This window comes from Paenibacillus sp. MAHUQ-45 (genome assembly GCF_058133325.1).
Map to the genome: position 1 here is coordinate 190,108 of NZ_JBYUPV010000008.1, position 13,882 is coordinate 203,989.

Genomic DNA, 13,882 nt, shown 5'->3' on the forward strand with positions numbered 1-13,882 from the left:
AATTCCGCCTTTTCTTTCGCTTTATTTTTAGGGCTCTTCAAAGAGATTTTCAGATTTTAAGAGCGATGATACGATCTTTTGATAGATCTGCAACTTGGGTTGAATAATCTCGCTGGAACGAGTTCGACCTGATTTTGTGAATATGTCTATATCTGATTTTATTTTATGAATTTGATCTTCATAATACGAAAGGAACGATTGATCGACATGAAGGCTGGGGCATTTGTTCTTAATACAAGGAGGTTCAATATTATCGTTTAGAAAGCTGCAAGTGATCTTCGGACTTTTTATACAGAATCCATGATCCATACGAATAGAATCAAGATTATGCCTAATCCACTCCAGTTCAAGTTTGTTTTCTTCCGCTTGCTGAACAAGATCCGCCTCGATTATATGGCCATCCACGTCAAGTCTGACGGCTCCTTGATTTTTAACTCGTTCCCATTCTTTTCTAGCTGTGCGATCATGAACTTGCGCATAAATCAGTGTCATTTCTGGACTTAAGTGAGCCATTAATTTTTGTACATGAAGAATACTCATTCCATTGTTGATTAGAGTAATTCCATAACGATGACGAAAAGCGTGGTTTCTAAATTTAAAAACTGAGCTAGATTCATCTACGATATTAAATTTGTAAGCTAACTTATTTAAGTGATGAGAAATCGTAGTTGTAAGATAGGGTTGTCCTTTTTTTCTGCCGGATAAGATGGGAAATAGGTACTCGTTTGGGTTTCCATTTGGAATACTATTTTCCACATATTCTATTTGTGCTTTAATGACATCTGCAATTTCTGCAGATACGGGAACTTTATGACTATCAATTCCAACTTTACGTTGTGCTCCAGAAACCCAGTACCCTTCTTCTTGATGTAGCAGGCAATCCTTCTTTAATAGTAAGACATCACAACTACGAAATCCGGTTGCTTCCATTAAGAAAATAATGGGGATAATCTCTTTAGGAAGATTATGAATGTGATCGATCACCTGGTTCCAAATGTGATCTGGAATATATTTTATATCTTCACTTCGGGTCCGCTTTTGTTTCGCTCTATCCATGGGAAGAATAAGCCTCTTCACAAGGGCTCTGGGAGCCTCTTTGAACTCATGCCGCTGAATATAAGCCATAAAAGCCTCCAGTGCATTTAGGTACTTGTTGATATGGTCTTTTGAAGCCAGCTTACCCGTATTTCTTCCGGTGTTACTACCAAAACCCATTGGCGTTTCTCGAAGGAAACTGATATATCTTATAATATGATTTCGATTTAATTCATTTAAACTGTCCCAACTAGGATAATTCACAGTAACGTAATCAAAAAATAACCTTAAAGAATTGAATGATGTAAAAGCAGTACTCCAAGCAAGGGATTGCTGGATAACAACACGTTGGTAAAGATATGTTTTTACTAATTCTCTAAAGGGAGTAGCGATTTTTTGAAAATCTAAACAATATCTCGCGTCGGTATTATTAAATCCAATTCCCAACTTCCGAACATCCCACTTATCTTTTTCTACTTCGGGACGGCTATCATAGAGTTCATGAATAAACTTATACAACTTGATGTAAGCACTGATACGTGTCCGATATGAGAAACTCATTTCTGAGAGGTTTAAAGAAGAAAGAAATAATCTGTATTGATATAAGAATTTCTCATGGGGCACATCCAAAATGGATGAAATATTAGGGAAGTGGCTACTAATAAACATTCCCAAATTCCTTAAGGCAGATGAGTCTTCAGTCCATACTGATATTCTTTTATCTTTTGTTAATCGAATATAAAAAAAGTACTTTATCTCTGTTTTTAATGAGATACTTTTGAAAATTTGAAAATTAAGTTCACGCCTCGAACTCGATGAAGCCTCTTTACGGTCAGGGAAATTACAAAGTTTCCATACATCGGACTCATAATATCCCTTCAAGTGTTTTTCGATTTGTCTATGCTGCTCGAACGAAATAATGTTGGTTTGAACGGTACTTTCTGGAATGTTCAGCTTTATATCTCCTCTGTTAATTATTGGGTGTATTCCCTTTTTTCTTTTGATAAGCCCATAATCCCATTATTTAATTTTATTTCTTGAACGATTTGTTTATATCTCTCTAGCTTGGGAGTAATAATTTCAATTGAACGTAACCGCCCTGCCTTTGTATATACTTTTATATCATCATTAATTTTATGGATTTGATCTTCGTAATAAGCAATAAATGTGGTATCTACATGAAAACTCCGGCACTTATTTTTTATGCAAGGAGGATCTAAGGTTGTATCGAGAAAATCACAATGTTGGCTTGTATGCTTAATGCAAAACCCATGTTCTAATCGTATGGAATCCATGTTATGTTTAATCCACTTCAGTTCTAGCCCAACTTCGCTAACTTGTTGCTTTTTTTCAACAGATTGCAGAACACCTGTATTATTGAATCGCAAACCTTGATGGTTCTGTACTTTTTCCCATTCATTGCGCAATGTTCCATCCAGAATTTCTGCATAGAGTAGAGTAACTTCAGGACAAGCATGAGCCATCAGCTTTTGGATATAGACAATGTTCATTCCATGATTGACTAATGTTACTCCGTAACGATGACGAAAAGCATGGTTTTTAAACCAATAGATTTCTCCATTCTTATCTCTAATGTTCTGTTTATAAGCCAAATTATTAAGATTTCGAGAAACTGTAGAACCAAGAGGAGGGGTTCCCTTTTTTCTACCCTTTACGTTCGGAAAAAGATAATTATTGGGATTCTCAGAGGGAGAGAGCATCGTGCTAATATATTGGACCTGGGCCATTACTACATCCGCAATTTCTTTTGATATTGGAACCTTATGATTAACTCTCTTTGTTTTGATTTGATCTCCCTGAATCCAAAAGCCATCTTCTTGTTCTAATAAACAATCCAACTTTATCAGTAACACATCGCAAATCCGAAATCCTGTTGCTTCCATGAGCAAGATTATAGGAACTATGGTTGAAGGGAGAAATTTGATGTTTTCAATAACTTGTTCCCAGATGTAATCGGGAATATAGTTTAATGTTTCTGCTTTTCTCTTTTTTTGTTTTGGCCTGTCCTCAGAGAGAATCAAATATTCGACGCTCTTTAAAGGTGCTTCTTCATATTCAAAAACTTGAATGTAGTTTAAGAACACTTGTAATTCAATTAATAATCTATATACATAATGCTCGGTTGGTTTTTGACCAGCTTTTGAGCTATTTCCACCCATAGGCATAAAACGAATATACTTAATAAACTTGATAATATCTTCTCGGGCAAGATCTCTCAATGTGCTCCAATCGGAATGTGTTTGATATATAAAGTTAAGGAATAGACTAAGACGGAATAGTGAGGCGACTGCTGTTACAGCTTTCAAATTTTCTTTAAGGATTACGCGTTCGTGGATATACTTTTTGCACAATTGTTTGAAAGGTACTGGAATTGAAGAGAATTTGAGATATTTTGAAGTAGACGTGACATTAAAATCTGTATTAAGTTTCTGTATATTCCATCGATCTTTCTCAAACTCGGGAACCTCGTCATATAATTCAACAAAAAAAGCATGTATCGATCTCAATACTGTTATTCGTGTATTATCTGATTGATCAGAAGCATTGTATTTTTTTTCTACGAGACCAGGATATCTTTTTTTGGAAACGGGCTTACCAATTTCAAGTAGAAAGGTTCGAAAGCGTGTAGAGAATTCGTCAATAGGTAGTTCTATGATAGATTCCATGTAGGGGAAATATCTATTTAAGAATTTACCCAGGCTTTTCAGTACACTACTATAATTCCTCCATACCGTGGTTGTTGTTAAAGCACCTTTTGATAACTTATGGTAAAAATAATATTTGATTTCATTTTTAATCACATGATTTGAGAAGTAGCCAAAATTGATGACTCTAGGGCATTGGGTCCATTTCTCTATTTCTTTTTCATCCAATAAAGGAAAGTCACGTACCGCCCAGATGTCGTTCTCATAATATCCGGTTATAGCAGTATTTATTTGTTGCAGATGCACTGCAGATGGTTTCAGTTTAATCGTTGGATTTTTCATGTTTTCTTTTCCTTTGTTTATTTTCTTGAGCTGCCTGATATTCTTCTCTTATTGTTTCATCCGAAGGATGCACATACATTCCAATTGTGGTTTGAACCTGTGCATGACCAAGTAATTTGCGTAGAATAGCAGCATCTACTCCGTATTTGTGCATTTCAGTTGCGTATGTATGCCTCAACATATGAGGCGTAAAGTCAACCCCACACTTATTTATTATCCGAATGACGAACGAACGTACTGCCCAATACTTCAAAGGTTTTCCCTTATTAGGTCCACTAAGGTTAACAAAAACAAAATTAGTATCAAAATTTGAAGTATGAATATCAATGATATAATCTTGAAATAAATTTATTGTATTTTCAGAAACATAAACGAGCCGTCCTTCTCCAGCGTCTGATTTTGATTCTCTTACTCTTATGCTGTTGTTACTAATATTGAAGTCTTCAATCCACAACGAAAGTAGCTCACCAATTCGTAATCCACCTTCGTACAGAACATGGAGAATTAAACGATCACGAATATTGCTGCACCCTTGATGTATTGATTGAATTTGTGCTTGTGTGAGTGTTTTTATGTTCCTTTTTGGTGGTTTGATCTTTAAAATATTCTTCTCGATTTTTTTATCTTTTGTTATGTGATGAAGAAAGGGTTTGAATGTAATCCTTTTTTGTGATGATTCTTTTGTGATGTCTTTCAAGATGTCTTGATCTATGTTGTCGGTTCGCTCTAAAAAATCATAGAACCCTTTAACACATGTCATAATAGCATTCACAGTATTCTCGGACCTCAAAGCTGTGACTGGCATCATAGGAGAGACGTTTTCCTTAGAATAAGGATTCCTTAACCACCCTATGAATCGAGCAAGTAGCCTAAAATTGGCATCTGTATATAGCTGCTCAGCTTCCTTTAAAAATTCAAAATACAGTTTTAGATGATAACAATAAGTTTTAAGAGTATTCGGCCTTCTACCGATGTCATCCAGGTATTTTAGATATTTGATTGCAGGAATAATAGGATTCCCGTGAGAATCTAACAGCATGTATCTGATTTTATTCTCCCCGTTAACATCAGGGAATATTACTTCTTGTACTTTCATACTTCTCCCTTTCCCCCAACAGAATATGTGCCCTATTTATTGAGTAGTCAAACCTCCTTATCTATATAGACTTTAGAATCTATATTTTTTTAGTGCAATTAAAAAGATTACAATTAAACTTAAAAGAGGTAGATGCTAACGTTATAAACGTTAACACCTACCTGAAATAATAGTCTAATTAAGTCGGACAGCATAATGATGCGTTCTTTATTCATATTCGTCACTCTCCAAGTAAAGCGGTAGAAGCAGATACGTAGAGGCGTTATTTTGACGGGGGTGATAGTTGATTGTTATTATAATACGAACATATGATCGTGTATATGCATATTTATTTCCATTCGTTTCAGTCTTGTAAGGTACACAGGCCGGTAGCCACTGCGCCGGAGGTGATGGTGAAGAGGGAGTGAACAAAGGTCTCCTTGGAGATCAGCAGGCCGCCAGCGCCAATGATCAGGGCATCCGTCACAAAGATGATGACCCCGACGTTCAGCGGTACATAGCGGGTAAAAAATTGGGCCAACAGATCCGTGCCCCCAGTGCTAGCTTCAAAACGCAGCATCAGTCCAAGGCCCAATCCCATCAGGAACCCGCCGATAATCGCACTTGAGATGGGTCCGAGTTCTACATAATAGAGGAAGTGGTACTGGAAGGGGGCCACGAGTTCAATGAGTAGGGACGAGCATAACAGGCCAATCAGGCTATTGAGGAAGACATTGCGGTTGATGAGCCAGGCCACTAAAAACACAGGAAGGCTGCAGACCACAATGGCAATTCCGATATTGATACCAAACAAATAGTTGATAATGAGAGCTATGCCGATAATTCCGCCATCTAGAACTTTATAAGGGACAAGGAAAAAGTTGGTCCCTGCGGCAATAAGCAAACTTCCCAGCAAAATGATGGCGTATTTGGACCAAGACCTCATATTCAACATCTCCACATTTAGGCATGTCTTATGAATATGCTTGTCATTGGTAAAAAATTGCTTCTGGAAGAAGAAAAACTCTTATCATGAACCTGCCATTACCATGGGGCCGTGTAAGCAGTGAACACCTTCCAATATGGAAAAAGACCCTGCTTGCGCAGGATCAGAGTGAGGGGATTAGACCGGCACGGGTTCCGGCCGTTTAAGCTGCAGCGGGGGCGGGATGAGCCAGCCCTTCTGCTTGTTGATCCGCAGGAGCGCAAGCCCCAGGGAAGCCATGGAGGCATGAATCTTCATGAACAGGGCGCCGACATCCTCACGGATAGACATGCCCATAATCTGGCTGCATTCGACGAGGCTCATGGCCACCCCGGCGGACAGCGCAGCGGCAATCTCCGGATCGGAGAATCGGGCTCCGGCTGGAATGTCCGCCATCTTGGCGGAAGGCCGATCTGGCAGCGTAGGAGTAGGGAAGACACCGCTGGCTTTAAGGAGCTTGTCGCATTCCTTGATCTCCCCTTGGGCCTGATCCATCAAGTCATCAATAATTTTCTTCAAATCCTGATCGCCTGCATGATAATGGTAGGCCTGCAGGGCGGATAACGACATTTTTGCTTTGGCGGAAAATTGCCACACCCCGAATATTTCGCCGTAGTGCATGGGTTCGTCTTTAGGATTACCGCTTAGAATGCCCATTGCGTATTACTCCTTTATAAATAGTTTATGAACGTGTAAATAGCTTGTCCGGCAACAACTGTTTTATTCCGCTATGCTGAGTTGAGGAAATTTAAGGCTTGCAGCACTGATTAAATACAGCTATATTATTAATAGTAATAATTACTATTAAATGAGCGATAAGGTCAAGGAGCGAATAAAAGAAGATGGATTTTACATATAAAGTGCTGGAAAGTGATATCGATCTGCTGGCCTTGGCGCTGTCCGAGACGCTTGTAGCAGTGGCCGTCAAAGGCGGAGAAGCTGAGGATATTCTGGAGCTTGGAGGACGGATCTGCGAGTATACCCCCAACTGTGTCCGTATCCGTGGGCTGTCATACAGCCGGGAGCTGTATGAATTTCGTGTTCTGACAGGTGGTTGAGGCTGGCAGAAGACGAGAGCGCAGCCCAACTACAACATAATGGACTCCGCCGTCGTCAAGCGGGAGCAATCGTTTGTATAAGAAATCGGGAGAAAAAGTGCATTGAACAAAGGATCAGCTGTAGGTTACCATTGTTCTTGTCATCATATGAGAATGATAATCAATTACAGTTGAGGTGGAGAAAGATGCTTAGATGGGGTCAAAAGGCTGCATGGACAGCTTTGTTAATGGTAGCAGTACTTGGGGTGACAGCTTGCGGGGCCAATAATACGCCTAAAGAAGCAGCTGCAACGAATAATACAGAGAAGACTCAGTCAAGTGCTGAGACGGCTGGCAAGACCGAAAACACCACTGAAGACAATGCAACACGGAAAGTAACCGATGAATTCGGAGAGGTGGAAATTCCGGTTCATCCGAAGCGCGTAGTCGGTCTATATATTGAAGATTATCTAAAAGCACTGGGCGTCACACCGGTGGTTCAATGGTATCATCCGAACTGGGGCAAACAGGATTATCTTCATTTGGATGTTCCATTGTTTGATTTTAGCGGCAACTTGGAAGCACTTCTGGACCAGGACCCTGACCTGATCATCGTGGATGGGGGCGTGGACAAGGAGAAGTACGATCAGTATTCCAAGATAGCACCGACCTACCGGTTGAAGGAAGCAGTTCTACAGGACTCTGCCGAGACGCTGAAGGCTGTTGCAGATGTGCTGGGCATTCCTGAGAAAGCGGAGAGTGTGCTAGCCGAATACAAACAGAAGGAGGAAGACGGAAAGGCTAAGCTGCAACAGGCGGTTGGAAAAGAAACCGTGGCGGTGATCCGGCTGAATGTTGCTGATAAGACACTGGCTTTGTTCGGGATTAAGAACCGGTATACCGGGGTTATTTACAGCGAATTTGGACTTGAGCCTGTTCCTATGGCAGCCAATATGACGGATTCTCAAGCGATTATTTCAGAAGAGGTTATCCCCGAGCTAGAAGCGGATCATATTATCGTGTTCCCGGCCAACGGAACCTGGGATGACCCGGAGAATCAGGAAGCCTACAAGACATTGGAAGGTCCCCTGTGGAAAAACATCCCGGCGATCAAAAATGGCAAGGTGTACAAAATGGAGCGTTCCCACTGGCAGTCAGGCGCCATCACCGCTAACTCCATGAAATTGGACGATCTGTTGAAATACATGGTGAAATAAGACAAATATCAGAAGAAAGCTCTCAACTTCGGTTGAACAGCTTTCTTTTTTGTTTTACACTGAATTAGTGAAAATCATTCTCAATTAAGAAGGAGCGGAAGAATGTCGTGGATCATAGGGAGCCACCAAACAAGGAGGCGTTGTTATACGCTTTGAACCAAATAGAACTGCTAAACAGACCTGCGGATTCCAAAGAGATGCCTAAATTCTTTCAGGAATGGACCCTAGTGGTGGCGGTAGAGGGACAAGGACGGCTGGTTGCAGATGGAACGGGATTTTCTCTAAAGCAAGGTACCGGATTTCTGCTTTCTCCCGGCATGACGGGGGGATTGGAATGCGGGGCACAGGGACTTCGCTATTATCAGATTGGTTTTGAAGTGATTAGGCAAAGCGAGGCGGGATATAGGCGGGTTAGCTTGGCGGAAGCTGGAGAACTGGTGGTGCCTGGACCTGTGGATTGCCAACCGTTCTCTAAGTGTCTTTTGCTGCTGGAGACGCTTCACCAAGACCAGGCCGGCAGCGGGGAGGCTGCCCGTCTTATGGGTCAAATTCACTTTATGGAGCTATTGCTGCTGCTCTACCGGCAGAGGACAACGGACAAGCATGAGCATACCGTTCGAAGTGCTGTAGAGCAGTCTATTGAGTATTTAAAACAGCACTATAACGAGGTCTGGACGGTAGACCGTTTGGCAGACATAGCCAAGATCGGGCGGTCCCGCTACACCCAAATGTTCAAGGAGATCACGGGGCAATTCCCCCTGGATCACCTGAATGACCTGCGCATTGATCGTGCACAACAACTATTGTTGATGACGAATGACCGTCTTTACGACATTGCCCAGACGGTGGGCTACAGCAACGAGTATTATTTTAACCGGCGCTTTAAAGGGGCAGTAGGAGTTACGCCAGGACAATACCGCCGCACCCATCAGGACAATATTCGTGTGTTCGCTCCATTTATGGAGGATTACCTGCTGGCGCTTGGCATCATTCCCGTTGCCCAGTGTGCACACGCCCAGTGGGGTATGCAAGATTATCTCGGCCTGCACCAGGTTCCGCCGTTCGAGATTTCGTCCGGAAACTGGGAGTCACTCTCCCCGTATGAGCCAGAGCTGATCCTGCTGGATGAAGGGTACCAACGCTGGGGACTGGAGCAATGCCGGACCGTAGCCCCACTATTCAAGGTGCCGATGATGAGCAGTGAGGACTGGCGCTCCACCCTGATGACCGTGGCCTCGGTGTTCGGAAGAACCGGCCAGGTGGACGAAATCATCAGTAGCTATGAGCACAAAGCCAAGGAAGCCAGACATCTGCTTACCCGTTCCGTTCGCGATCAGACCGTAGCCTTTCTTCGGCTTTCAGCTTGCGGGATTACGCTGTATGGCAGCGAAGATCTGGGCTATACGGCAGGTGTACTGCACCAAGATTTGGGCCTCCAGCCGCACCCGCTGGTGCAGCAGCTAGCCCGGGGAGAGCGACGCATCAACCTCCCGCCAGACATGTTGGCCCGGCTGGATGCCGACCACCTGTTCATTACCTTCGATAAAGGCGAAGGAGAGGGCAGGGAACTGCTCCAGACGGAGCTCTGGCAAAGCCTGCCCGCGGTCCGCAATAACCACGTGTACGAGGTGGATTTTCTCAGCTGGATGAATTATGGGGTGCTGTCGCATAGAAGGAAGATTGATGATGTGCTGCGGGTGTTGGCTTGAGGGGATTTTATGAAAGAAGAGAGTAGCTATGATAGGAAGCTAAACGTGAGTTAAAGCCGGACCCATTGGTCGGGCTTTTTTAGCTTGCAATAGGATCGTATGTTCGTTATCATTCGAAGTAAATACTTGGAAGTTATGTACGGGAGATGATGTGGAGTGCAATTAGGATGTACCTATTTAGTCGTTAAGGATATGAACCGGTCTATCGCCTTTTATGAGGCATTGCTGAATATGAAAGCTATATCCAAAAATCTCGAAAGATGGGCGCAATTTCATTGCGGAAATACCATTGCCCTGTGGAATCCGGAATATGACCAGCGGCTCATCAAGGATAGTGAAGATATATCCGTTCATTTTAATGAAGCGTATTTGAAATATAAACAAGATCACACTACCCAATATGGTAACAATGTGGTTTTAAACTTCAATGTTCCTGACTTGCAGAGAGAGTATGAGCGAATTCAGTCATTAAATATTGCGACCGTGACCGAATTTCTATATATCAATGTGGTGCAGCCGTATTGCTGCTTTATGCTCCAAGATCCCGATGGGAATTTGATTGAGATTACAGGGGAATATGTGGAAAGATAGATTAGACCAAAGCAAGAATTTAATGGATACAGAAAGAATCTTGTGTACTTTAGCAAAAAGTGTCCTGTGATTGCAAAGCGGTGGTTATAATGAAATGAAGAGATTGATGGTGTAGTATTTATGGATAGCTAGTTCCCGTTTGAGTAAGTTCCTAGAACCCTGTAGCTAAAATGGCTACGGGGTTCATTCATTACATAATGGTATCTTTCCAAGGTTTCTTTATTTGCCGGTGGCGTCACCGGCGGTGAACATTAGGCCAAACACATCAGATCCCATGGTACGGTATCGTATTCCATTTCTAACAGTGGCCGCATCAATACTTGCGAAGTCAACCCCGTCGTCTAGAATACGAAGCTTGGTAAGCACACTTCCGACCGCAGTGGATGGCGGATCAGGATTTACAGCCAAAATTGGCGATCCGATAGAAGCATTAAATTAGAGCCTGATGCAGCAGTGCTGTCACCGTGTCCAATTAACATAACATCTCGAGCGATCCGTCTACTTTGTTCACTGATTCAATCAGACCGATGTGGTCATTGAACATGTCCTGAATGGTATCTTGCAGAGGACCTTCGTCAACGTTTAACTTTTTGCTGATTGAGTCTATAGCGACCGCACGGGACTGATAGTCCCCGGGAAAGTCTTAGCCTTTTTGTTCATATCGTTTCCCCTAAATATGATCATAATTTGCAAACTAGAAGTCTATCGGATAAAGTAACTATTTCTACGTATACTATTGAATAATAAAATCCCCGTCAGTGATTATGCTGACGAGGTCTTTTCGTTTAAAAGTATTGGAACATCTTATTGTACAGCGCTGATACTGTCAGGGTTTTTAACACGGAAATTCCGTTCCCAATTCGTCCTCAAATCAATATAATTTTGAATTTGAGTAACCGGTAAAGATAACAAAAAAGAGAAACCCCGTATAAGATAAGAGTTTTCTCTAATGATTCAATATAGGACGGATGGGGTTCGAACCCATGACCCCTACCCTGTCAAGATGAAACGACGCTCCTGAGTAGAAAGGGATTTGCGTAAGAAAGTCAAGTAGGGCAAGGGTTCTGGAAATGAAATAAGCATACTGCTCGGAAATTGAATCAACAGGAACACAAAAAATCTTGACCAAGAAACATTGTGCAGTTTTATTAATTTATATTTGTATGGAGTTATTATACATGTAATGTTTCCTAGTATTGAAGGTGTTACAATAAAAAGAAAATATTATGAAAGAAAGGTGTTTATATTTTGATTCCAAACCCTCACTTGCAATACGAATTACTTGCAAAGGAAATTTATGAAACCCTTCATAATGAAGAAGGTGTCAGGACAATAAGCATTCAGCATAATGTAAAAGTTCCTGGGAAATCTGGTTGTGAACATCAAATTGATGTGTATTGGGAATTTGAGATGGTTGGAGAAATTCATAGAATTGCAGTGGAATGTAAAAATTACACTAGAGAAGTTTCTATTGGTAAAATAAGAGATTTTTTTGGAGTGGTACATGATCTGGGCAATAATACCAAAGGGATTTTTGTGACAAAGGTTGGATACCAAAGCGGTGCAAAAAAATTCGGAGAATATTATGGTATTTCTTTAAAAGAAATGAGGTTCCCTGAAGACAAGGATTGGGAAGGATTAATAAGAGATTTTGAAATCAGAGGAACTTTTCTTTTCAAGAAAATAACTCATGAAGAACCTAACTACGACTCTGGCTGGATACTAGAAAATACTAGATACAGAGAAGGGGATAGAATTATGTTAGGAGGAATGGCTGATCAAGTTATAATTTATGATGGTGATGATAACGCTATTAAAACTTACTATGATCTTCAAAATGAATTACCGACTATTGAAGAAGCGGAGAATCTGGAACATGTTTATAAATTTGAAAATGCCTATATTTACGACATAAATAAAACTAAATTGAAAATAAAGAGTATAAAATTTCGCTATAATGTAATTTCATCTGAAATAGTCTCTAAAATAGAAGGAGAGAAAGTTGCAAAGGCTATTTTGAAAGATGTAAAGACTGATGAAATATACTTCTTTAATAAAAAAGGCGATGTGAAATGATTATATACGACGGTTTGTCAAGCTAAGTGCGACACCTGTTCCATAAAAGATTCGTGAGCAGATTTCCATCCTAGACATTTTCGAGGACGGTTGTTAATGAGATGGATGGCATGAGCGAGTTCCTCGTCGGTAACCTGTCCAAAGTCATGACCTTCTGGAAAGAACTCCCGAAGAAGTCCATTCCCGTTTTCGTTAGATCCTCGTTGCCAGGACGAATAGGGGTCGGCAAAGTAGAGATCCACTTTATGAAAGGTCTCTAGGGCAGCGTAGCAGGCGAATTCTTTCCCTCGATCTGCTGTAGCGGTTAGAAAGGTGTTGTGAGGGTACTGGCTAGCGATCACTCCGAAAGCGACCTCCATCGAATGAGTCGTACGATCTGGCTTTTTAGGGCTAGATACATCCGTGTCTTGCGCTCGATGAATGTTGCGGCACAGGCGCGGCTTTTTCCACGGCTGGATACAACCGCATCTAGTTACCAGTGTCCGAAAGCCTCTCGTTTACGAACCTCTTTAGGGCGCTGGTTAATGGATTTCCCAATGAGAAAGCGTCCACGTGTCTCCATGGGCTTACGCCGTTTACCTTTATGTCTCAGTACGTTTACTTCACCTGCCGCAAGGCGTCCAGCATATAGCCAACGGTAGATCGTCTTGAAACAAACGAACGTTTTACCGTTGATTCTCCTATGCTTGGCAATTTGCTCAGGTGACCAAGTCTGCTGTAGGTTCGTTACCAGTTCGCTGGCTAACTCAAGGGTAAAGCGCCCCTTTGGTTTATGCGATGCTCGCCGCTCCGTGTAACTAGCCTCTGCAATTTCTGCGGCGTACGTCTTACTGCGACTTCCTCTGTTTCGCTCTCTAGCAATGGTGGAGTGATGTCTGCCTAGTTCCTTGCCAATCTCTCGATTGGACCATCCCAAGCGAAGTAAGATTTCTAGCTGACTGCGTTCAGTTATGTTAAGATGTGAGTAGCCCATGGTTTGATTCTCCTGTGTAATGGTTGTTGTGGTGACTCCATTTTACACGAATCTTCCATGGGTGTTCTTTATCTGTCGCACTTCATATTACAATCCGTCTTTTGCATAAGAGGAGAGAGGTATTATCCCCTTCAAGTAAACACTCGTAAAAAGCCTAATGTTATCATTAGGAACGA

11 protein-coding genes and 1 pseudogene are annotated in these 13,882 nt (G+C 41.7%); 5 read left to right on the plus strand and 7 right to left on the minus strand.

What is annotated here, in order from left to right:
* Positions 1-27: 27 nt before the first annotated feature.
* The 5 genes from AC3Y23_RS18500 to AC3Y23_RS18520 form a co-directional block, all read right to left on the minus strand.
* Positions 28-1,704 (minus strand): tyrosine-type recombinase/integrase, encoded by a 1,677-nt coding sequence (locus AC3Y23_RS18500; RefSeq protein ID WP_379201619.1) that lies wholly within the window; start codon positions 1,702-1,704, stop codon positions 28-30.
* Positions 1,705-2,009: 305 nt separating this feature from the next.
* Positions 2,010-4,043, minus strand: a complete 2,034-nt coding sequence (locus AC3Y23_RS18505) for a tyrosine-type recombinase/integrase (RefSeq protein WP_379201621.1) — start codon at positions 4,041-4,043, stop codon at positions 2,010-2,012.
* Entirely contained in the window at positions 4,024-5,139 is a 1,116-nt protein-coding gene (locus tag AC3Y23_RS18510) for a phage lytic cycle repressor MrpR family protein (RefSeq protein ID WP_379201623.1), read from the minus strand. Before AC3Y23_RS18510 ends, AC3Y23_RS18505 begins: the two co-directional genes overlap by 20 nt.
* A gap of 343 nt (positions 5,140-5,482) precedes the next feature.
* Positions 5,483-6,064: a YitT family protein gene (locus AC3Y23_RS18515; RefSeq protein WP_379201625.1), complete on the minus strand. Its 582-nt coding sequence runs from the start codon at positions 6,062-6,064 to the stop codon at positions 5,483-5,485.
* A 177-nt stretch (positions 6,065-6,241) separates the two neighbouring features.
* A complete protein-coding gene (locus tag AC3Y23_RS18520; RefSeq protein ID WP_379201627.1) occupies positions 6,242-6,760 on the minus strand; it encodes a DUF3231 family protein in 519 nt (172 codons plus the stop codon).
* A gap of 185 nt (positions 6,761-6,945) precedes the next feature.
* Between AC3Y23_RS18520 and AC3Y23_RS18525 the strand changes: the two genes are divergently transcribed.
* From AC3Y23_RS18525 to AC3Y23_RS18540, 4 genes are all read left to right on the plus strand, one after another.
* Positions 6,946-7,161, plus strand: a complete 216-nt coding sequence (locus AC3Y23_RS18525) for a hypothetical protein (RefSeq protein WP_379201629.1) — start codon at positions 6,946-6,948, stop codon at positions 7,159-7,161.
* 185 nt (positions 7,162-7,346) lie between these two features.
* Positions 7,347-8,357 (plus strand): ABC transporter substrate-binding protein, encoded by a 1,011-nt coding sequence (locus AC3Y23_RS18530; protein WP_379201632.1) that lies wholly within the window; start codon positions 7,347-7,349, stop codon positions 8,355-8,357.
* A gap of 152 nt (positions 8,358-8,509) precedes the next feature.
* Entirely contained in the window at positions 8,510-10,066 is a 1,557-nt protein-coding gene (locus tag AC3Y23_RS18535) for a helix-turn-helix domain-containing protein (RefSeq protein WP_379201634.1), read from the plus strand.
* 156 nt (positions 10,067-10,222) lie between these two features.
* A complete protein-coding gene (locus AC3Y23_RS18540) occupies positions 10,223-10,657 on the plus strand; it encodes a VOC family protein (RefSeq protein ID WP_379201636.1) in 435 nt (144 codons plus the stop codon).
* A gap of 219 nt (positions 10,658-10,876) precedes the next feature.
* Here AC3Y23_RS18540 and AC3Y23_RS18545 read toward each other — a convergent pair whose 3' ends face one another.
* Complete coding sequence (locus AC3Y23_RS18545; RefSeq protein WP_379201638.1) at positions 10,877-11,065, minus strand: hypothetical protein; 189 nt, start codon at positions 11,063-11,065, stop codon at positions 10,877-10,879.
* Between the two features lie 840 nt (positions 11,066-11,905).
* Between AC3Y23_RS18545 and AC3Y23_RS18550 the strand changes: the two genes are divergently transcribed.
* On the plus strand, positions 11,906-12,733 hold the full coding sequence (locus tag AC3Y23_RS18550) for a restriction endonuclease (protein ID WP_379201640.1): 828 nt from the start codon (positions 11,906-11,908) through the stop codon (positions 12,731-12,733).
* A 17-nt stretch (positions 12,734-12,750) separates the two neighbouring features.
* On the opposite strand, the pseudogene AC3Y23_RS18555 reads toward AC3Y23_RS18550, so the two are convergent.
* Positions 12,751-13,706: pseudogene (locus tag AC3Y23_RS18555) on the minus strand (IS30 family transposase).
* Positions 13,707-13,882 lie beyond the last annotated feature (176 nt).